This is a genomic window from Streptomyces sp. NPDC017520 (genome assembly GCF_044329855.1).
GTDB lineage: Bacteria > Actinomycetota > Actinomycetes > Streptomycetales > Streptomycetaceae > Streptomyces.
In genome coordinates this window covers 94,848-114,333 of the sequence record NZ_JBIRKB010000014.1, presented here as the reverse complement: position 1 = coordinate 114,333, position 19,486 = coordinate 94,848, and the positions used below count along the sequence as shown (strand labels likewise).

Below are 19,486 nucleotides of genomic sequence, written 5' to 3'. Positions count from 1 at the left end.
ATTGCGGGAGATCGGTTCGGCCGGCAAGACGGCGTGCGAGTAAAGCAGTTGTCGTAGTGAGGGGAAAAATGTCTGACGAGGTCAAGTCCGCACGCATCCAAGTATTCGGTGCCGATCCACGGCACGCGGAGCTGGAAGCCCGAGAGCTGCGCGACGTTCTGCACGAGCTGGACGGCGCCCAGGTGCGGTTCGCCGCGGCGGAGGCGTCTGACGGCGCCGAGGGAGCGAAAGGGGCGGAGCTGCTGACACCGGAGGTCGTGCTCGTCCTCACCACGGGCAGCTTCGGGGTGGCCGGCGCCGCCATCAAGGCGTGGGCGAGCGTCCGCGGGAGCCGGAAGGTGCGCATCGAACATCCCGACGGCTCGGTCACGGAGTTCCAGGGCGGAGTCTCCGGACGCGAGGTGCGGGCGCTGCGCGAAGGCCAGGGGGACGGCCCGGGTGTGGGCCGGGGATCCGGCCGATGAGCCGCAAGCACGCGCTGCTCGTGGGGACCGCGGTCTACGGAGACGCGAGCTTTCCCGCCCTTCCCTCAGTACGCGCGGACGTCCACTACCTGAGCCAGGTCCTGGAGATGGCCGCGGTGGGCGGGTACGAGGAGTGCGTGCGGGTCGAGGACTCGTCGAAGTCGGCCATCAAGCAGGCCATCGAGCATTTCCTCAGGGCACGTGAGCCCGACGAACTGGTCGTGCTCTATCTCAGCGGCCACGGCACATACGACCGTGACGGTGGCCAGCTCTACTACGTCACCGCGGACACCGAGGGCGGCCGCGTACAGGAGACCGCTCTTGAAGCCTCCTACGTGACCGATCAGTTGGAGAAGTGCGCCGCCCGGCGCAAAGTTCTTCTGCTCGACTGCTGCTTCAGCGGCAGCGCCGTGCAGGGCTTTCGCAGCAAGGGGGCCTCGCACTCGACCACCGCACCGGTCCTGGAGGCAGGCGGTGTCCACGTCATCACCGCATCGCAGCACTGGGAGCCGGCGTTCACCACCGATGCGGACCAGCCTTCTCAGTTCACCCGCGCGATCGTCGAAGGCCTGCATTCGGGCCAGGCGGATCTGGACGGTGACGGCCAGGTCTCTGCGAACGACTTGTTCCGGCACATCAGCCGCGACCTGCAGAAGGCACCCGACGCACGGCGGCAGACGCCGACCCAGTCCAGCCTGCACGTCACTGGCGACATCTATCTGGCTCGTGCCTCCACGGGGCGCCAGATCCCCGCGCTCAAGCCGCTGCCCGCCGGTCTCTCCGCAGCCGTCGACGACTCGGGGAAAGCCGTACCGGCGCCGGTCAAGTCCACCGAGACGGCACACGACGACTCCGCGTTCACCGACGCGGACTGGAATCACCTGCTGACGTACTACCAGCACTGCCTGGAGGCCGAGAGCTCCACCGACCACCTGCTGCCTCTCGCGGGCAGCGAACCTCCGCGTGCGGTCTGGGCGGCGAAGGAGGAAGTCCTGCTCTCCGGCATGGAGACCTCGGTGCAGGCGCCGGAGGGCGTCGCGGACCTGGCAGAACGAGCCGCCAAGGACGGTGCCGACCTCTGGTACGGATATCCCGTCGCTGTCCTCTACGACGGCAAGCGGCAGGTGTGCGCACCGCTCGCCATGCGGCAGGTCGAGGTCGAACGCGATTCCCAGGGGCGCAACGTGGTCACGCCCACCGGGCCGATCGCGCTGCACCCCAGACTCGTCCTCGAACGGTTGGGCAAGGACGAGGGCAACGAGCTGTTGGCTGCCTACCAGCCCAACTGGCGGCCGGGATTCCGAGAAGACATGGTCCGCGATCTGCGCAGCTTGCTGCAGGAGCTGGGGCTGCCCGACACGGAGCACCTCGATCCGGGATCGCTCGGTGACGGCAGCTCCTTGCGGGCCGCGCACGAAGGGGCCCGCAATGTGGCGATCGTCTTCGCCGCGCGACCGGACTCCGCCGCCACCGCGCAACTGATGAAGGACTACAAGACGCTGCGGAAGAGCATCGGGCAGTTCTCCGGCACTGCGCTGGGCGCGTTCGCAGGAGCGGGAGCCGCAGAGGTTGACGAGAGTGCCGAGCGGGCGGTGCAGATCGTCGCCCCACTCGAAATCAACGAAGGGCAAGAAGCCGTCATCCGGGCCGCCATGGTCCGCAGGCTCACCGTCGCCACCGGCCCGCCGGGTACCGGCAAGAGCCAGCTCATCGTCAATGCTGTCGCCACAGCCAGGGCGGCCGGTCAGACGGTGCTCGTGGCATCGACCAACAACAAGGCCGTTGACGAGGTCTGGGAGCGGTGTGAGGAGCTGGCACCGGGGCTTCTCGTGCGCACCGGCAACCAGAGTGCCGTCGAGCAGGAATTGCGGACGCTGGAGCAGTTGACGCGCAGTGCCAAGCCCGATCAGACGTCCCAGACGTACCGCGGTGAACTCCGGAACCGCGTCCGGTCGCAGGATGCGCTACGACGCCGACTCGGCGACATCACCACTCGGGAGAGCCGGCTAGCCCACCTTGGTCGGCTGCGCTTCGACTATGCCGCACAACATCACATCACTCCACAGGAGTTCGCTGTGGCCCTGGGTGACGATGCTGACCTCGGTCGATGGCTGCGTCGGGCCCGCATGTCGGTTCGCCTCGGAATCTTTGGCCACTGGTTGCGGAACCGGTGTCTCCGTGCCCTTTCCCCCTTGTCAGTGCCGGTGGCAGGACGTCAGGACTTCGTCAATCTGCTGTCCTTCGTGGAAGCAGAGTTCGCCTGGCGACAGACAAGCGGCGAAGGGGACTCGGCGGTCGACGACGCTGAGCTCCTCGCTGCGCTGCGGGATTCAGATCGCCGGGTCCGCGACTCGGCAGCGGCTATGCTCCGCGCATCAGTTGCCGAGCAGGCGCTGACCGCCCGCGCGGGCATCCACGAGCGTGTCGACGCAGTCAAGTCAAGGTCGCCCCGGGAGTGGTCGACCTTGGACCGGATCCTGCCGCAGGTGTCCGGTTGGGCCGTCACCGCGCGCTCCCCCCGGAGGTTCCGGGACCGCGCAGCCCTCTTCGACCTGGTCATCGTCGATGAGGCGAGTCAGTGCTCCACGCCGGACGTACTGCCTCTGCTCTTCCGAGCACACCGAGCCCTGGTGATCGGTGATCCCATGCAGTTGCAGCACATCACCACCCTTCAGCCCCGGCAGGAGGCCGAGGCGCATCGCAGGGCCGGGCTTCGCGCGAGCTGGCTCGATGAGCACCGACTCGAACACCGCCGTTACTCCTCGTTCCACGCGGCTGCACACGCGGCTGCGGAAACCCTGCTTCTGGACGAGCACTTCCGTTGCCACCCGGACATCGTAGAGATCTCGAACCAGCGGTGCTACGGCGGTCGGTTGACCGTCCTCACCGACCCCCGGTCCCTGCGGCGACTCGGAGGCGTCGACGCGGTTCAGTGGCTCGATGTCACGGGGACGGCGCGTAGGGGCGCGAGCGGGTCGTGGCTGAATCATGAAGAGGCTGATCGCGTTCATATTTCGATCGAGCGGTTGCTCAAACGGCTACCCGAAGGCTCGACGGTAGGGGTGGTCACACCCTTCCGGGCCCAGAAGGACCTGATCGCCGAGCGCTGGAAGCACGAGTCGCGTGTTCGGGTCGGCACGGTCCACACCTTCCAGGGAGGACAGCAGGACGTGATCCTGCTGTCGCTCGTGGCGGGAGCGAGAATGCGCCCGAGCGCAGTCAACTGGCTGAGTCGTGAGATCAATCTGTGGAACGTAGCCATCACCCGTGCCCGCTCGCACCTCATTGTGGTCGGCGACCGTGACTTCTGGTTGGTCCGCGACGGCATGCCACGCGCGCTGTTGGACGCGGCCGAGGCCAAGGCGGGGTTGTCCTCGACCGACGTGAGTTCCGGCTCCCAGGACGAGTTGGTCGGCGATCAGCTTCAGCTCTTGCTGGCGGAGGACATTCCCGGCGTGCAACTGGACCGGAACGTCACCGCCGACGGCCATCCCTATGACTTCGATATTCGCCGGAGCACCGGCGGGACCGCTCAAGTCAGGCTGGATCACGGCGCACCGTCCAATGTAGAGGGCGCGCGTCATTTGAGGCTGGCACTGCTGCGCACGGCCCTGCTGTCCCACGGTGTGAGGCTTCCCGCGTGGCACGTGTGGGCGAGGCGAACAGACCGCGTGACGAACCGGCTCGGTCGCCCATGACCACCGTTCGATGCCGCCGGAGACTTCAGCGAACGGCCGATTGCTCCAAGTTTCATGCCATACACTGCAGTTGGGGAATTTTGATGCTGTGACCTGCACGTGTTGCGACCGTTACCGGTGCGGCGGCAAGCTGCCGTACGAGTCCCACCCGCCACCGTTCATCGCAGTCCGCCAGGAGCCCAACGTGCCGTACACGGCAGAGATCAGCCGCAGCAACCCCACGAGCATCATCTTCCTCGTCGATCAGTCGACCTCCATGGGCGACCCCATCGGCGGTGAAGTGCCACAGCAGAAGGCCGATGTCGTCGCCGACGCCATCAACCGGCTCCTCACTGAACTCTCCATCAAATGTGCCAAGGAGGAAGGCGTACGTGACTACTTCCATGTAGCGGTCATCGGATACGGCGCGAGCGTCGGGTCCGCGTTCGCCGGGGAATTGGCGGGTCGGGACATCGTCCCTCTCAGCGAGGTCGCGGACAATCCGGCCCGGGTCGACGAGCGAAGCAAGAAGGTTTCCGACGGCGCCGGCGGCCTGGTGGAGACCGCCGTGAGTTTCCCGCTGTGGATGGACCCGGTGGCTCACGGCGGAACCCCGATGAACCGCGCTCTCCAGTACGCCGCGAGTCTCGTCGCGGGATGGACCGAGCGCTACCCCGCCAGCTTCCCGCCCATTGTCATCAACCTGACGGACGGCGAGTCCACGGACGGCGACCCCACCGCGGCTGCCGAGGCCGTCACTTCGCACGCCACCGCCGACGGAGCGGCACTGCTGTTCAACCTGCACGTATCCGCCGCAGGCGGAACGCCCACAGCCTTCCCCGACACGGCCGACGGCCTCCCCGACAGCTACGCCCGGACACTGTTCGCGATGTCGAGCCCACTGCCCAGTCACATGCGTTCGTACGCTGCCTCGCAGGGTCAGCGAGTCAGCGAGACCACCCGAGGCTTCGTCTACAACGCGGACATCACCACGGTCGTGCAATTCCTTGACATCGGCACCCGGGCCACTGAACTGCGGTGACGACTCCCACCTCATGCATGTACGTCACGCACCTCGTGGCTCCCAAGAACGGCAGTACGGAGGCGGAATGCGAAGACGCCGTCACCGTGCTGCCCGTTCGTCCGCACGACTACATGCTTCGGGAGCCGCTCACCGCGGGAGTCTGCGACGGGGCGACGGAAAGCGCACTGGCCAAGGACTGGGCCAGTCTGCTCTCCCGTTCCGCGGCCGAACACGCCTTGGCATCGCCGGACCTGTTGGCAGGTGGTACCGCCTTCGAGGAGTTCGCAGCGGAGGCGGTGTCACAGTGGGAACCCTGGCTCGGGCACTACACACAGGCGCGTCATGAGGGAGGACGCCCATTGAAGTGGTACGAGCACACCAAGATCGCAGAAGGTGCCTATGCGACCCTGCTCGCGGTGCGCGTCGACCCGGACGCCGATTCCCCTTCCAGGCCGACTGAACCGAGCTGGCGATGGCGTGCTGCTGCACTCGGTGACAGCTGTCTGTTTCATCTGCGCGACAACCGGCTGGCGCAGGCCTTTCCGGTGGAGTCCGTCGAGGGGTTCGGTACGACCCCCGACCTCTTCGGCAGCCGTAACCACGATGTGGCATTGCTGGCCCGCCGCTCGCGCTTCACCGAAGGCCGGTGCGGGCCCGGCGACCGGCTGTTGCTGATGACGGACGCGCTCGCTGCATGGCTCATGTCCGCTCAAGACCAGGAAGACGCGGTGAAGCAGTTGTTGGAGTTCGCGGGCCCCGAGGACCTGAGGGGGTTCAAGAACTGGCTGAGCGGACTGCGGGAAGGCGGGCAATTGCGCAACGATGATGTGGCGCTCGTACGGATCGATTTCGAGGGGCGATGAACGTAGGCCCGGTCACTGGTCCGCAGCGGCAGTTTCCGAGCGGTGCCCAGTACGCAGAGGCACTGCAACACACACAGCTGTGTTTCCATCATCCCGAACTCGTAGGTGCACGGCCGGAGCTCACCAAACTCGGTCTGCCTCGCGCCATCTCGGGCGCCTTCGCGAGCGTCTTCTCGCTGACTTCTGCGGTCTCCGGCAGACGGTATGCGATCAAGTGCTTCACCCGGAACGTCCCGGACCAGGAACGCCGCTATCAGGCCATCAGCGCGCGGCTCGCTCGACTGGACCAGAGGGAGCTGTCGCAGCCATGGAATCTAGGATTCGAGTATCTTGCCGACGCCATCAGCGTGGGCCGGGATCGCTATCCGGTACTGAAGATGGAATGGGCTGAAGCCGTCACGTTGTCCTCCTGGCTCGACGACAATCATGCTCGCCCCTCCGCCGTCGGCCGTCTGGCCGACCGTTTCGGGGCGCTGACCCGTGATCTCGATGCTCTCGAGATAGCTCACGGTGACCTGCAACACGGCAATCTGCTCGTTGCAAGCGACGAAACGCTGCGCCTGGTCGACTACGACGGCATGTATGTCCCTGAGCTCGCCGGCATGAGTGGCACCGAAAGGGGACACCGCAACTACCAGTCACCTATGCGTGGGAACGATGACTTCGGGGCGGAGCTCGACCGGTTCTCCGCCTGGGTGATCTTCCTGTCGCTCAAAGCGATTGCTTCCGACCCTGCCTTGTGGAATCGCCTTCACGAGCCGAGCGGAGAGTTCCTGCTGCTCACCGAGGACGATTTCAGGAGTCCGGGCGGCTCCATGAGACTGCAGACGCTGCTGGCTCACCCTGATCGGACGGTGAGTGGGCTCGCCGATCAGTTGAGGTCCTTGGCAGCTCAGCCGATGGATGTCCTGCCTCCACTCGCCTTGGCTGTGCCGAAGCAACGCGTCGCCGCGACGATCACGGCCACCGCCAGTACCCCCGTGCCCCCTGCTGCCGGCGGGCTGCCGGATTGGATGATGACCGGGCACGTCTCTCCGGATGCCGCGCCAACGCCTCCCCAGCTCTCGGACGCCGCTCCGGACGGTTTCCGCACCCGGACACTGCTGGATGTTGCCGTGGCCGTGGTCACTCCTCTCATGGTGATCACGACCGTCGTCATGTGCGTCGCGGGTTTCTCGGTGTCGCAGATCGAGGCAGGGATTCCCGGGTTCGTCGCCGTGGCGCTCACCTTGTTCGCCCGGAGCCGCCGTACGGAGAGGACACAACTCCGGGCCACGCTGAGCAAACTGACAGAGGAACTCGCACAGCTCGATGACCCGGTCAAAGCAGCAGACAAGCTGCACAAGGAACGGGCGAAGTTCGACGCGGCGGAAGCCAAGCGGACCTCTGCTCTACCCAGAGCGCAGGACAAACTCACCGCGCGCTACCATGCCGATCTCAAGGACGCCGAAAAGCGCAAGGTCCGCAAGCAGCGCGATATCGACAGGCAGATTGACGGACTCGCGGAAGAGCTCCGCGAAACCCTGGCCCGGGCACTCGCCAACAAGCAGTCCACGTATGTGCGGGACCAGCTCGGCCGACAGCTGATCGCTCAGTCCCCGCCCCCCGGTATCGGGCCGAAGCTCGCCTCGCGTCTGGCGGCCGCGGGCATCCGGACCGCGGCGGACTTCAAGGGTTACCGGCCCGTGCAGAACACGCACTACAACAACACCGGTGCCGTCCTCGTGCTGAGCAGCGGTCGTGTCATCGACGTCAACGGCATTGGCGAGGCCAAGGCCATCGCTCTTGATAGCTGGCGAAAGCGCGTGGTTGCTGCAGTGGAAGCACGGCAACCTACCTCCCTCGCCATGTCGGAGCGTCAACTGATCGAGGAGGACATCACCCGCCGCAGGGTCCAGCTCGTTGATTGGCGCAGGGGCGTGGAGTCGGAGACGGAGGCGCTGCGTGTGAAGGCGCGGAAGCAGAGGGAGGAAGGGCTGGAACGACTCAACCGCGAGAATTCCCTTGCAGGTGATCGGGCCCGGCAGCAGCGTCAGGAGTTCGGACGGCGCGCGACAGCTCTTCAGCAGAACAGCGCGCTCCACGAGGTATTGAGCGACGCGGTCGAGACTGTCAGGCTTCGACAGCGCGGACTGTCGCTCGGATCCTATGTGCGGTTCCTCTACATCGCCCGCTGACATCATGGTCGTGAGCTGCTGCCAGGGATATAGAGGCGCATTCTTGCGGCGCTGCTCCCGGTGATCGCGATGGACCTGAGACGTTGTGTTTGACGCTCGCAGGCGTGAAGCCGCGCTACTTCGAGCAGAGGTGGAGCTCCGACCAGGCAAGTCGCTGGCTACGTTGTGTGTGATGTCATTTCGATGACGCATCACGTGGAGTGGTGGCGATCTTGGAGCCGGGCCGCAAAGGGCTCCTGGCCTGCGATTTTTCCCCTGTGCATTATGTGCGGTGTGGGCGTTACAGGCGATATCTTGACGCTGAGATGACGCTCGTTCTGATGGCGTGTCGGGTGCGCCGGCGGGCTGGCTGGTCAGGCCACTGGAGCAGTGTTGGCGAGCGAGGAGCTCTTCTTTTCGCCACCTCAGCGGCGGTCGTCCGCGCTGATAGAACGTCGTCAGGCTGCGGGCTCGAGGGAAGTCAGTTCCTCAGAGCGTGGACGCCCGAAGTGCTTGCCGAGCTCTACCTTCGAGGCGTGGCCTGGCTGCCCGGAGGAGTCGGACGTTGGCCGTATCGCCAGTGAGGGGCCAGTTTGCCCAGTGCCGTGGGGATATTTCCACGGCACCGTACTTGCCCCTCGCTCGGCTTCCCCGGGCTCCCGTTTCCGGTGGTCGGCCAGATGTGATCAGTCGATGTCCGGATTATCCGACTCTTCGAGGAGTCGGGCCGCGAGGCCGTCGCCCCACTCCACGGCCCAGGCACGAAGAGCGGTGATGGTGGCCTGGTCCAGGCCGTAGGCGGCGAAGGCTTCGTCGTCGGTCCACTCGGATCCGGCGAGGTTTGCCTGCAGGTCTTCGCGCTCGAAGCGGCCGCGGGCGTGGCGACGGCCGAATTCCTCGAGATCGGCAGTGTTCCAACGGCGGGAGGCTGCGAACACGTCGATCAGGCCACGGGGCGCTCCGCGGTCGGCGAGGGCGCGGACCTTGGTCCCGATCACGTCCTCCTCCGCGAGGACGGACCCGTACGGGCTCTGGGCGATCGGCCGCCAGAAGATCTCCTTGAGGATGTCGACCTCGCAGTCCTGCCCGGTGGCCGGGTCGGTCACGGTGAAGCGGGCGGACAGCGGGGCGGTCTCCAGCGCGTGCACCTTCCAGCCGCGGGCTTCCAGGCCGGTGCGGAGCGTGGCCGCGATGTCGGCCATGGGCGCCGGGTTCTCGGTGGCGACATCGAGGTCCTGGCTGGGGCGGTTCACGAGGCGGTGCGCCCGCACGGCATACCCGCCAGTGAGGACCAGAGGATACGGGGAGCCGAGGGCGATCACATCCGCCAGGAGCCGCGCGTGCAGCTCCGGCATGTCTGTCACGCGGCTGCCTGGGTGCGGGAGGCGAGCTGAGCGAAGGCGTCCTCCCATACGGTGCGCACGGTGCGGCCGATGAGAGTGCGCAGCACCGGCCACAGCTGGAGGAGCAGGTCCTGGTTGAGGTAGCGGGGCAGGTCGTCGTGCAGGCCCTCATGCAAGACAGTGCGGTACAGGCCCATGCGCTGGCGCGGCTTGCCCAGGTCGTACGAGGTCATCCCGGACCAGGCCATGTGCAGCGGCAGCTCGACGACCCCCTGGGTCGGGCCGTGCAACTCGTCCAGCGACTCCGGCAGACGGCACCGGAACTTCTCCCGGTACAGCGCGAGGTCCTCGGCGTCCGTGCCCGAGAGGTTCTTCGACGCGGGTGCGGGGTGGTGCGGGCTGGAGGGCATGCCCCCCATTATGGCGGCAGCTTCCCGCTCGCCGAGCAGCTGGACGCGGCCGATCACCGGCCGACATCCACCGGCAGGAAAGTCGGAACGGTCCGCCGCCGCGGCAAACTCGTTGGCGCGGGCGTCTCTGGACATGCGGACGAGGGCAATGCGGACGAGGGCAATGCGGTAGAGGGCTGAGTTGGCTCCGCGATTACCGCTGCGTGGGACGGCAACCAAGGCCCAGATCCGCGCCTTGGTTGCCGGGAAGGAGGCCGGCTGCACCGACGTACTCACCGTGGCCGGGCTCCCTGTCCTGGCCACGGCATGGGACTCGCCGAGGTGGTGGTCGCGCTCGGTCATCGCCTCCCAGACCAGCGGTGTGTGGTCCATGCCCGTCACGCTCCCGACCTCCGAAGACGAACCTGCCACTTGCTCGCACGCGGGTCTCCGGTCTGGCCCGCCTGCGGGCAGCACAGGGCCGCCCGCTCGAAGGCTGACGAGCGACCCAGTCGCTGGGTTGTATGCAGCAGGCGTACAGGCGCATGTGCGCCCTCGTGCATCGCGGGCCTCCGCTTCTGCAGTGGATAACCCAGGCCTTGAGGAGGCTGCTGTGGCAAGGATCGTGGAGGGGAAACACCGGTCGCCGATCGGGGACGACGGGCACCCAGCCGAATCGGCCCGTACCGCCGCCCCCTCCTCCCCCTTTGCTTCCACCGCTCCGCCTGCCTGGTCATCGACGGGAAGGTGGTCGCCTTCGCCGAGGAGGAGCGCTTCTCCCGCCGCAAGCACCACAAGATGGTCGACGGCTCCGGCGAGGCGTCTCCGCCACCCTCGCCCACGGCACCGCCGACGGACTGAAGGTCCTGCGCCAGTTCCCGTTCAGCCAGTCGCTGGGCTGGTTCTACGAGACCGTCGCCGAACACCTCGGACTCGGCAACTGGACCAGCTCCGGCAAGCTCATGGGCCTGGCCGGCTTCGGCAACCCCGACCGCTACACCCTCGACTTCCTCACCGCCCGCGCTGGCGGCTCGTCGAGAAGGGGCTGAGCGATGTCATCGTGACGGCCGCAGTGGCACTTGCCACCATCAACCCGGACCCGGAGAAGGCGCTCGCCGGCCGTGTCCAGGGTCTGCCGGCCCGCCTGAGCCTCGACTGACCCGGGCCGGCCGCCAAGTAGAAGGGCCCGCACAGCTGCTCCTGTGCGGGCCCCCCTTGCGCTCCCGACTTTGCGGGTGCGCACTTCTGACTGCTCGTCTCCCGGTCTCCCGGGTGGGAGACGAGTGGGAGATGATCATGGTGCGGTGCTGCAATCAGGCGCTAGGAAATGCTAGATAGCGCTACCTGTGAGGCCCTGGTTCAGCCGCCGGACTCGCCTGCGTGCGGGCTGAGGACATCGGTCCCGACCAGCACGAACAGCACGATGCCCAGCGCAATCCGATACCACACAAATGGCATGAAGCTCTTGGTCGTGATGAACTTCATGAACCACGCGATGACGGCGTATCCGACGAAGAACGCCACCAGCGTCGCGAAGATCGTCGGGCCCCAGGAGATATGCCCGTCGCCCACGTCCTTGAGCTCGTAGGCGCCCGAGGCGAGCACGGCGGGGATCGCCAGCAGGAACGAGTAGCGGGCGGCCGACTCGCGGGTGTAGCCCATCAGCAGACCACCGCTGATCGTCGCGCCCGACCGGGAGACCCCGGGGACCAGCGCCATCGCCTGGCAGAACCCGAAGATCAGACCGTCTCTGACCCCCAGCTCCTTGAGCGTCTTGCGCTCCTTCACCACACGGTGCTTGCCGCCCGACTCGTCGCGCGCGGCCAGCCGGTCGGCGATGCCCAGCACGATGCCCATGCCGATCAGCGTCGTCGCGATCAGCCGGAGATCGCGGAACGGCCCCTCGATCTGGTCCTTGAGCGTGATGCCCAGTACGCCGATGGGGATCGAGCCGACGATGACCAGCCAGCCCATCTGGGCGTCGTGGTCACCGCGCATCGAACGGTCCGTCAGCGAGCGGAACCACGCCGACAGGATGCGTGCGATGTCCTTGCGGAAGTAGATGAGCACCGCCGCCTCCGTGCCGATCTGACTGATGGCGGTGAAGGCGGCCCCCGGGTCGTGCCAGCCGGCGAACGCGGCGGTCAGCCGCAGATGGGCGCTGGAGGAGATCGGCAGGAACTCGGTCAGTCCCTGAACGAGTCCCAGGACGAATGATTCGAACCAGCTCATGGGGCTTTGGCCATCCCGGAGGTGATCGTGCATCGGCCACGGGCGACTGGGCCCGTCGGCTGCGTGCGGAGTACGGAGCGCGGTCAAGGACAACAAGGACATCGGGGTCGCGGGCAGCGTATCGCCTGAAAGTAAACGTCAGACCTACTGCACCGGTCATCCACGTGCCGCCGTACGTTCAGTCCTCCGGCGTGTCCCGGCCGAGCCGGTGGCGCTTGCGCCAGGCGACCAGCGCCCCGCCGAGGGCGGACAGCACGATGAAGCCCGTGGCGGCCAGGAAGACCGGCGAGGTCGGCGACGCGGCCTCGCTGCCGGCTATCACGTACGCCGCCGTGTTCGGGATCGACCCCAGCCCGGTGGCCAGGAGGAACGGCGGAGCGCTCATCCGGGAGGTCGCCGCGCAGTAGTTGGCGGCGGCGAACGGGATCCCGGGGAAGAGCCGCAGCGCCAGGACGGACCGGAAGCCGTGCCGGCTCAGCACCCCGTCCGCGGCGGTCAGCAGCCTCCCGCGCAACAGGGTCCGCAGCGCGTCCTGGCCCAGCACCCGGCCCAGCATGAACGACACGCCCGCGCCCAGCACCGTCCCCGCAAGCGCCGCCGCGAGGCCCGTCTGCGCGCCGAACAGCGCGCCCGCGGCGATGTTGAGCAGCGGGCGCGGCACGAACGCCACCGTCAGCGCCCCGTACGCCAGCCCGAAGAGCATCGCGGCCGTGCCCCCGGTCAGCTGGGGCGGCCAGCCCGACGCCAGCAGCCGCTGCGGTTCGAACAGCAGCATCGTCGACGCGGCCCCCAGCAGGACCACCACGAGCAGCGAGAACCGGGACCACGGCGACAGCAGCGCCCGGGAGAGGCGCAGGGCGGGACCGGTGGCGGGCCGGGCGGAGGGGACGGGGTCGAACATTCGGGGAGAGTAACCGAAAACGCTGTGTGATCGCCGTAATGTGCCTCGCGTGAACCCCGCCGCCGACGCCCCCGTACCGCCGGACAGCACCCTCGCCGACACCGTCCTGGAGCGGCTCGTCGCCGTCTACGCCCCGGCCGCCGACCCTGTACGGGCCGAGGGAGCCGCCGCGTACATGAAGCACGTCGCCCCCTTCCTCGGGATCCCCACCCCCGAGCGCCGGGCCCTGTCGCGGACCGTGCTGGCGGGCGCCGGGCGGCCGGACGAGGCGGACTGCACGGCGATCGCGCTGCGCTGCTGGCGGCTGCCGGAGCGGGAGTACCAGTACTTCGCCGCCGACTACCTGCGCCGGTACGTGGGCCGCTGCACCTCGGGCTTCCTGCCCGTCCTGCACCACCTCGTGACCACCGTCCCCTGGTGGGACACGGTCGACGTGCTGGCCGCGCATGTCGCGGGACCTCTGGTCGCCGCCGACCCGGCGCTCGCCCGGGAGATGGACCGGTGGATCGACGACCCCAGCCTCTGGGCGGCCAGGACCGCCCTCCTGCACCAGTTGCGCTACCGGGAGGCCACCGACACCGACCGGCTCTTCGGCTACTGCCTGCGCCGCGCGGACCACCCCGACTTCTTCCTCCGCAAGGCGATCGGCTGGGCCCTGCGGGAGTACGCCAAGACCGACCCCACCGCCGTACGCGACTTCGTCCACGGACCCGGGGCCCGCCTGTCGCCGCTCTCCGCGCGCGAGGCGCTCAAGAACCTCTGAGGCGGAGGGAATGCCGCGCGAAGGCCGGGAAATCCATTCGACGGCACCGCCCCGACCGGCCATGATCAGGGGCATGTTCCGGTACGCCTTCCCCGCAGCGCCGTCCGCAGTCGCGGACGCGCCGAAGGCTGCCGCGAACGACGCGGCCCTCGTGGCCGCGCTCTCCGCGGAAGCGGCAGCGGCAGTGTGCACCGCCGCCGCAGCGCCCATCGGCGGCGCCCGAAGCTGACCCTCCCCCGACCGTCCGGCGGACCCCGCAAGGGGAGGGTCGGCGGGGCCCTGGGGTCTTCTCATCTCAGCTTCGAGTTCTCAAAGGAACGAGCCATGTCCAAGACGGCTTACGTGCGCACCAAGCCGCACCTCAACATCGGCACCATGGGCCACGTCGACCACGGCAAGACCACGCTCACCGCCGCCATCACCAAGGTCCTCAGCGAGCGCGGTGGCAGTTCCACCTCCTACGTGGCCTTCGACCGCATCGACCGGGCCCCCGAGGAGGCCCAGCGCGGCATCACCATCAACATCGCGCACGTCGAGTACGAGACCGACACCCGCCACTACGCGCACGTCGACATGCCCGGACACGCCGACTACATCAAGAACATGGTGACCGGAGCGGCGCAGCTCGACGGGGCGATCCTCGTCGTCTCCGCGCTCGACGGGATCATGCCGCAGACCGCCGAGCACGTCCTGCTGGCCCGTCAAGTGGGCGTCGACCACATCGTCGTCGCCCTCAACAAGGCCGACGCGGGCGACCCCGAGCTGACCGACCTGGTCGAGCTGGAGGTCCGCGAGCTGCTCTCCGCGCACGGGTACGGCGGCGACACCGTCCCCGTGGTCCGGGTCTCCGGCCTCAAGGCGCTGGAGGGCGACCCGCGGTGGACGGCGGCGATCGAAGGGCTGCTGGACGCCGTCGACACGTACGTACCGATTCCGGTGCGCTACACCGACGTGCCGTTCCTGCTGTCCGTCGAGAACGTCCTGACCATCACCGGCCGGGGCACTGTCGTCACCGGCGCCGTCGAGCGCGGCACCGTCCGTGTCGGCGACCGGGTCGCGGTGCTCGGCGCGGACGTCGAGACGGTCGTCACCGGCCTGGAGACCTTCGGCAAGCCGATGGAGTCCGCCGAGGCCGGGGACAACGTCGCGCTGCTGCTGCGCGGGGTGGAGCGCGACCGGGTCCGCCGCGGCCATGTCGTGGCCGCGCCCGGCAGCGTGGCGCCGAGCCGCCGGTTCACCGCCCAGGTGTACGTCCTGTCGACGAAGGAGGGCGGCCGGTCGACCCCGGTGACCACCGGCTACCGGCCGCAGTTCTACATCCGTACGGCGGACGTCGTCGGCGACGTCGACCTCGGCGGGACGGCGGTCGCGCGCCCCGGCGACACGGTCACGATGACCGTGGAGCTGGGCCGTGACGTGCCACTGGAGTCCGGTCTCGGCTTCGCGATCCGCGAGGGCGGCCGCACGGTCGGCGCTGGCACGGTCACCGCGCTGCTCTGAGCACACACCCGCTGCCCGTCGCCCCCGGCCCGGGGGTGACGGGCAGCGGGGCGCGGGAGGCGACAATGGAGGCGTGAACGAGCCGATACCCGTCATCCGAGAGGTCGACTGCGGCACCGCCCGGCTGCTGCCCGACGTGGACCGCGACCGGGCCTGGCTGCTCACGGTCGACGACGCGCCCCAGTCCTACGTCGACCTCGACGACCCGTCCTACCTGGAGTTCGAGTACGTACGCAGGCTCGCCCACGTCGTGGACGGCGTGGCCGGACCGGGCGAGCCCCTGGACGTCCTGCACCTGGGTGGCGGGGCGCTGACCCTGCCCCGCTATGTGGCGGCGACCCGCCCCGGATCAGGCCAGGACGTCGTCGACGCGGACCGGGAGCTGCTGCGGATGGTCCAGGAGCACCTGCCGCTGCCCGAGGGCAGTGGCATCTCCCTGCACGCGGCCGACGCCCGGGAGCGGCTGGAGGCGATGGTCCCCGCCTCCGCCGACCTCCTGATCGCGGACGTCTTCGGCGGCTCCCGTGTTCCGGCGCACCTCACGTCCGTCGAGTACGCGCGGGCCGCGGGCCGGGCGCTGCGCGGGGACGGGATCTACGCCGCCAACCTGGCCGACAGCGCGCCGTTCGCCTTCCTCCGCTCCCAGCTGGCGAACTTCGCCGAGGTCTTTCCGGAACTCGCGCTGATCGGGGAACCGGCCGTACTGCGCGGGCGGCGCTTCGGCAACCTCGTCCTGCTCGCCTCGTACGCGCCCCTCGACGTGGCCCCGCTCGTCCGCGCCTGCGCCGCCGACGCCTTCCCCGCACGGGTCACCCACGGTCCCGCGCTGACCCGGTTCATCGGCGGGGCCCGCCCGGTGGCGGACGTGGACGCGGTCGCCTCGCCCGAACCGCCCGACGGAGCCTTCAGCGTCGGCTGAGGCTTCGTCGGGCGGATCGGGGGCGGGAACGGGCGGGGCGCGCGGGTCAGCCGGTGGGCTGACCGGAGAGGCGGACCGTGCTCAGGATCTTCTGGATGGTGGTGTCGGGAAGCTCGTCCTTGACGCCGGCGGCGGCGTAGAGGACCCAGGTCGAGAAGTCGCCCTTGGAGTTCTTGAAGGAGAAGGCGATCGACTTCCCGTCGCTGTCGCACTTCTCCTTGTTGGCCAGGCCCAGCGCGGTGGCCTGCACGACACTGCCGGACAGACCCGACTCGGTGGTGTACGCCTTGGGCTTGCCGACCTTGACCTTGTTCTTGGGGTCCAGCTGGGCGTAGGCGGCCCACACCCAGTTGGCGGCCTCGTTGGTCGCGGCCTCGTCGGTGTTCTTGGCGCCCTGGGCGCCCTTCGTCCCGACGCCGGCCAGCCCGGTGTCCTCCTCGCTGCCGTCCCCGTCGGAGTCGTCGACGCACCACTTGCTCTTGTAGTAGGCGGGTGCGGAGAAACCGGCGACCGGCTTACCGGTGGGCTCCTTGGCGTCCTCGAAGCCGGAGAACATGCCCGAACTGGCGACCTCCCAGTCACCGGGGACGTCGAACTGCGTGCCCCACTTGGGGTTGGTGACGACCTTCCAGCCCGGAACGACCGGCTTGGGGTCGTTCTCGGAGCCCCGCGGGTTCTCCACGGGCGGTGCGGAGCCGGTGGCCGTCTCGCTGGGCTTGGCGCTCGGCGACGCGGACTTCCCGCCGCCGGCGACGGACTTGCCGCCCTCGTCGTCCTTGCCGAGCACGAGGAAACCGGTGACGCCCGCCGCGACCACGACGGCGGTCGCCGCGACGATCGCCACGATCGTCGTCTTCTTCTTGTCGTCGCCGGGCTTCGGCCCGCCGGGCGGACCCGGGACGGCGTACTGCGGCACCGTCGGCTGCTGGTAGGGATTGGGCTGCTGGTACCCCGGCTGCCCGCCGGGCGGGCCCTGCGGGTATCCGTAGCCCGGCTCCGTGGGCTGCCCGGACTGGCCCTGCGGCGGATATCCCGGTTGCTGATAGGGATTCGGCTGCTGGTACCCCGGCTGCTGGTACGGGTTCTGGTTCTGGTCCTGCGGGTTCTGCTCGCCCCCGGGCGGCTGCGTTCCTGGCCACATGGCCAGTAACCATAGATGGGCCGCCCGGCCACTTCTACGGCCGCCCTGTCCCAGAGCCGTCACAAGGGGATGGCCAAACGATACTACTGATGAGTAACCTTCCGGCATGAGCGCTGAACAGATGACCGTGGGCGAGATGCTCGTCGCGACGGTCCCGATGGCCCGGACCCTCAACCTCGACTTCCTGGAGACGACGCCGGAGCGCGCCGTCGTCCGGCTGCCCGACCAGGCGGACTACCACAACCACCTCGGCGGCCCCCACGCCGGAGCGATGTTCACGCTCGCCGAGTCCGCCAGCGGCGCGATCGTCATCGCCGCCTTCGGCGACCAGATGTCGCGCGCCGTGCCGCTCGCTGTGAAGGCCGAGATCGGCTACAAGAAGCTCGCCAAGGGCGAGGTCACCGCGACCGCGACCCTCGGCCGCCCCATAGCCGACGTCGTCGCCGAGCTGGACGCCGGACAGCGGCCGGAATTCCCCGTCGCCATCGAGATCCGGCGCGCCGACGACGCCGTCACCGGCGAGATGACCGTCGTGTGGACCCTGCGCCCCAACAGCTGAGAACCGCCCCGCACACACCCCGGGCCGCCGCCCTGCCCGAACGGGAGGGGCGGCGGCCCGGGGCGCTGTGGCCTACGGTCCGGGCGTCAGCCCCCGTGCGCCTCGCGGTGTGCCTTGGCCAGCTCCACGTACCCCGCCGCGTTGAAGCGGATGCCCTCCAGCTCCTCGGCGGTCAGCGGCCGCTTCACCTTCGCGGGCACCCCCGCGACGAGCGAGCCCGGCGGCACCCGCATCCCCTGCGGCACGAGTGCCTGCGCGGCGACCAGCGAACCCGCCCCGATGTGCGCGCCGTTGAGCACCGTGGCGCCCATTCCCACCAGCACGTCGTCCTCGATCACACAGCCGTGCAGCACCGCGTTGTGGCCGACCGAGACCCGAGCGCCCACGGTGAGCGGGAACCCGGGGTCGGTGTGCACGCTGCAGTTGTCCTGGATGTTGCTGTCGGGGCCGACCGTGATGGGACCGCAGTCGGCCCGCAGCACGGCCTGGTACCAGACGCTGGAGCCCGGGGCGAGCGTCACCTCGCCGATCACCACGGAGGTCGGGGCCACGAACGCGTCCACGTCGATGTCCGGCTCCTTGCCGCCCATGCCCGTGATCAACGCCTGCTCCGCCATCGCCTGCTCCTTCGCGCCGGTGTGGTGCTCCTGGGCCTTCCCGCCGGATCGGTCGGATCCGCCGGGCCCGGCCGCCTCACACGGTAGGGGACGGCCCCCCGCGCACGCCGCCCGGTGGGGTGAACATCACAGGTCGTCGCACGGGTCGTCCCCCGCGCCGCCGACTACCGTGAGCGCGTGCCGAAGAACCGCAACGCGTTCTCCTTCCTCGCCCGCCGGTCCCGCCGTGCCGCCTCCCGCGCGGTCCACCTCGCCTGGGCCTGGGCGCAGCGGGTGGGCGCGGTCACCGCCGAGCACCCCGGGCGGCTGCGGTTCCGCGCGATCGGCACGGGGACCCGGCTCGCCTTCCCGCAGGGGACCGTGTTCGGGGAGCCGTGGATCGAGCTCGGCGCGCACTGCGTCATCGGCGAGCAGGTCACGCTCACGGCCGGGATGATGCCGGGCCTGGACCTCGGCCCCGACACCGTCCTCACGCTGGGCGACGGCGTGGTGCTGGGGCGCGGCAGCCATGTGATCGCGGACACGACGGTGACGATCGGCCCGGACACGTACTGCGGCCCGTACGTCTACATCACCTCGACCAACCACAGCTACGACGACCCGCACGAGCCCGTGGGCAAACAGTGGCCCCGGATGGAGCCGGTGGCGATCGGGCCAGGCTGCTGGATCGGCACCGGCGCGGTGATCCTGCCCGGCGCCCGCCTCGGCCGGAACGTCGTGGTCGCCGCGGGCGCGGTCGTCCGGGGCGAGGTCCCCGACCACGCGGTGGTCGCGGGGGCCCCCGCCCGCGTCGTCCGCAGCTGGGACCCGGAGAAGGGCTGGCAGCCGCCCCTGCGCACCCCGGCGCCCGTGCCGATTCCCGAGGGCATCACGCCCGAACAGCTACTGGCCCTCGCGGAGCTGGACGAGGGCCGCGAAACACCGTAGGGCGTCGGTGG

At 69.0% G+C, this 19,486-nt stretch carries 18 protein-coding genes; 12 read left to right on the top strand and 6 right to left on the bottom strand.

What is annotated here, in order from left to right; genetic code table 11:
* The first annotated feature begins 68 nt into the window (after nucleotides 1-68).
* The 5 genes from ACH4KB_RS28650 to ACH4KB_RS28630 all read left to right on the top strand — a co-directional run bounded on the left by ACH4KB_RS28650 (nucleotide 69) and on the right by ACH4KB_RS28630 (nucleotide 8,205).
* On the top strand, nucleotides 69-464 hold the full coding sequence (locus ACH4KB_RS28650) for a hypothetical protein (protein ID WP_398068739.1): 396 nt from the start codon (nucleotides 69-71) through the stop codon (nucleotides 462-464).
* Complete coding sequence (locus tag ACH4KB_RS28645) at nucleotides 461-4,162, top strand: AAA domain-containing protein (protein ID WP_398068738.1); 3,702 nt, start codon at nucleotides 461-463, stop codon at nucleotides 4,160-4,162. The genes ACH4KB_RS28650 and ACH4KB_RS28645 overlap by 4 nt, the downstream gene beginning before the upstream one ends.
* A gap of 184 nt (nucleotides 4,163-4,346) precedes the next feature.
* The gene (locus ACH4KB_RS28640; protein WP_398068737.1) at nucleotides 4,347-5,183 is read left to right on the top strand and encodes a vWA domain-containing protein; all 837 of its coding nucleotides are present in this window, start codon (nucleotides 4,347-4,349) and stop codon (nucleotides 5,181-5,183) included.
* 17 nt (nucleotides 5,184-5,200) lie between these two features.
* On the top strand, nucleotides 5,201-6,028 hold the full coding sequence (locus tag ACH4KB_RS28635; protein ID WP_398068736.1) for a hypothetical protein: 828 nt from the start codon (nucleotides 5,201-5,203) through the stop codon (nucleotides 6,026-6,028).
* Entirely contained in the window at nucleotides 6,025-8,205 is a 2,181-nt protein-coding gene (locus ACH4KB_RS28630; protein WP_398068735.1) for a hypothetical protein, read from the top strand. The genes ACH4KB_RS28635 and ACH4KB_RS28630 overlap by 4 nt, the downstream gene beginning before the upstream one ends.
* Nucleotides 8,206-8,870: 665 nt before the next feature.
* Here the strand turns inward: ACH4KB_RS28630 and ACH4KB_RS28625 are convergent.
* Both ACH4KB_RS28625 and ACH4KB_RS28620 read right to left on the bottom strand, forming a co-directional pair.
* Complete coding sequence (locus tag ACH4KB_RS28625; protein ID WP_398068814.1) at nucleotides 8,871-9,539, bottom strand: nucleotidyl transferase AbiEii/AbiGii toxin family protein; 669 nt, start codon at nucleotides 9,537-9,539, stop codon at nucleotides 8,871-8,873.
* Between the two features lie 5 nt (nucleotides 9,540-9,544).
* Nucleotides 9,545-9,937 carry a hypothetical protein gene (locus tag ACH4KB_RS28620; RefSeq protein ID WP_398068813.1) on the bottom strand — a complete coding sequence of 131 codons (393 nt, stop codon included), beginning with the start codon at nucleotides 9,935-9,937 and terminating at the stop codon, nucleotides 9,545-9,547.
* A 686-nt stretch (nucleotides 9,938-10,623) separates the two neighbouring features.
* On the opposite strand from ACH4KB_RS28620, the gene ACH4KB_RS28615 reads away from it, so the two are divergent.
* Nucleotides 10,624-10,965 (top strand): carbamoyltransferase N-terminal domain-containing protein, encoded by a 342-nt coding sequence (locus ACH4KB_RS28615; protein ID WP_398068734.1) that lies wholly within the window; start codon nucleotides 10,624-10,626, stop codon nucleotides 10,963-10,965.
* Between the two features lie 310 nt (nucleotides 10,966-11,275).
* On the opposite strand, the gene ACH4KB_RS28610 is transcribed toward ACH4KB_RS28615, so the two are convergent.
* Nucleotides 11,276-12,148, bottom strand: coding sequence for an undecaprenyl-diphosphate phosphatase (locus tag ACH4KB_RS28610; protein WP_398068733.1), 873 nt, complete (start codon nucleotides 12,146-12,148; stop codon nucleotides 11,276-11,278).
* A 178-nt stretch (nucleotides 12,149-12,326) separates the two neighbouring features.
* A complete protein-coding gene (locus ACH4KB_RS28605; protein WP_398068732.1) occupies nucleotides 12,327-13,049 on the bottom strand; it encodes a TVP38/TMEM64 family protein in 723 nt (240 codons plus the stop codon).
* 49 nt (nucleotides 13,050-13,098) lie between these two features.
* On the opposite strand from ACH4KB_RS28605, the gene ACH4KB_RS28600 reads away from it, so the two are divergent.
* The 4 genes from ACH4KB_RS28600 (at nucleotide 13,099) to ACH4KB_RS28585 (ending at nucleotide 16,231) form a co-directional block, all read left to right on the top strand.
* Complete coding sequence (locus ACH4KB_RS28600) at nucleotides 13,099-13,812, top strand: DNA alkylation repair protein (protein WP_398068731.1); 714 nt, start codon at nucleotides 13,099-13,101, stop codon at nucleotides 13,810-13,812.
* A 73-nt stretch (nucleotides 13,813-13,885) separates the two neighbouring features.
* Nucleotides 13,886-14,041, top strand: coding sequence for a hypothetical protein (locus tag ACH4KB_RS28595; RefSeq protein ID WP_398068730.1), 156 nt, complete (start codon nucleotides 13,886-13,888; stop codon nucleotides 14,039-14,041).
* Nucleotides 14,042-14,136: 95 nt separating this feature from the next.
* Nucleotides 14,137-15,312, top strand: a complete 1,176-nt coding sequence (tuf, locus tag ACH4KB_RS28590; RefSeq protein ID WP_398068729.1) for an elongation factor Tu — start codon at nucleotides 14,137-14,139, stop codon at nucleotides 15,310-15,312.
* Between the two features lie 73 nt (nucleotides 15,313-15,385).
* Nucleotides 15,386-16,231 carry a spermidine synthase gene (locus ACH4KB_RS28585; RefSeq protein ID WP_398068728.1) on the top strand — a complete coding sequence of 282 codons (846 nt, stop codon included), beginning with the start codon at nucleotides 15,386-15,388 and terminating at the stop codon, nucleotides 16,229-16,231.
* Nucleotides 16,232-16,277: 46 nt separating this feature from the next.
* On the opposite strand, the gene ACH4KB_RS28580 is transcribed toward ACH4KB_RS28585, so the two are convergent.
* Nucleotides 16,278-17,372 carry a hypothetical protein gene (locus tag ACH4KB_RS28580; protein ID WP_398068727.1) on the bottom strand — a complete coding sequence of 365 codons (1,095 nt, stop codon included), beginning with the start codon at nucleotides 17,370-17,372 and terminating at the stop codon, nucleotides 16,278-16,280.
* A gap of 121 nt (nucleotides 17,373-17,493) precedes the next feature.
* Between ACH4KB_RS28580 and ACH4KB_RS28575 the strand changes: the two genes are divergently transcribed.
* The gene (locus ACH4KB_RS28575) at nucleotides 17,494-17,931 is read left to right on the top strand and encodes a DUF4442 domain-containing protein (RefSeq protein ID WP_398068812.1); all 438 of its coding nucleotides are present in this window, start codon (nucleotides 17,494-17,496) and stop codon (nucleotides 17,929-17,931) included.
* An 86-nt stretch (nucleotides 17,932-18,017) separates the two neighbouring features.
* Here ACH4KB_RS28575 and ACH4KB_RS28570 read toward each other — a convergent pair whose 3' ends face one another.
* Nucleotides 18,018-18,548 (bottom strand): gamma carbonic anhydrase family protein, encoded by a 531-nt coding sequence (locus ACH4KB_RS28570; protein ID WP_398068726.1) that lies wholly within the window; start codon nucleotides 18,546-18,548, stop codon nucleotides 18,018-18,020.
* 177 nt (nucleotides 18,549-18,725) lie between these two features.
* On the opposite strand from ACH4KB_RS28570, the gene ACH4KB_RS28565 reads away from it, so the two are divergent.
* Nucleotides 18,726-19,475 (top strand): acyltransferase, encoded by a 750-nt coding sequence (locus ACH4KB_RS28565; RefSeq protein ID WP_398068725.1) that lies wholly within the window; start codon nucleotides 18,726-18,728, stop codon nucleotides 19,473-19,475.
* Nucleotides 19,476-19,486 lie beyond the last annotated feature (11 nt).

Bases quoted from the DNA above. Each gene is read 5' to 3' on its own strand.
- ACH4KB_RS28635 (WP_398068736.1), top strand. From the start codon at position 5,201: ATGTACGTCACGCACCTCGTGGCTCCCAAGAACGGCAGTACGGAGGCG.
- ACH4KB_RS28625 (WP_398068814.1), bottom strand. From the start codon at position 9,539: ATGCCGGAGCTGCACGCGCGGCTCCTGGCGGATGTGATCGCCCTCGGC.
- ACH4KB_RS28645 (WP_398068738.1), top strand. From the start codon at position 461: ATGAGCCGCAAGCACGCGCTGCTCGTGGGGACCGCGGTCTACGGAGAC.
- ACH4KB_RS28630 (WP_398068735.1), top strand. From the start codon at position 6,025: ATGAACGTAGGCCCGGTCACTGGTCCGCAGCGGCAGTTTCCGAGCGGT.
- ACH4KB_RS28575 (WP_398068812.1), top strand. From the start codon at position 17,494: ATGACCGTGGGCGAGATGCTCGTCGCGACGGTCCCGATGGCCCGGACC.
- ACH4KB_RS28605 (WP_398068732.1), bottom strand. From the start codon at position 13,049: ATGTTCGACCCCGTCCCCTCCGCCCGGCCCGCCACCGGTCCCGCCCTG.
- ACH4KB_RS28610 (WP_398068733.1), bottom strand. From the start codon at position 12,148: ATGAGCTGGTTCGAATCATTCGTCCTGGGACTCGTTCAGGGACTGACC.
- ACH4KB_RS28580 (WP_398068727.1), bottom strand. From the start codon at position 17,372: ATGTGGCCAGGAACGCAGCCGCCCGGGGGCGAGCAGAACCCGCAGGAC.
- ACH4KB_RS28570 (WP_398068726.1), bottom strand. From the start codon at position 18,548: ATGGCGGAGCAGGCGTTGATCACGGGCATGGGCGGCAAGGAGCCGGAC.
- ACH4KB_RS28650 (WP_398068739.1), top strand. From the start codon at position 69: ATGTCTGACGAGGTCAAGTCCGCACGCATCCAAGTATTCGGTGCCGAT.
- tuf (WP_398068729.1), top strand. From the start codon at position 14,137: ATGTCCAAGACGGCTTACGTGCGCACCAAGCCGCACCTCAACATCGGC.
- ACH4KB_RS28595 (WP_398068730.1), top strand. From the start codon at position 13,886: ATGTTCCGGTACGCCTTCCCCGCAGCGCCGTCCGCAGTCGCGGACGCG.
- ACH4KB_RS28620 (WP_398068813.1), bottom strand. From the start codon at position 9,937: ATGCCCTCCAGCCCGCACCACCCCGCACCCGCGTCGAAGAACCTCTCG.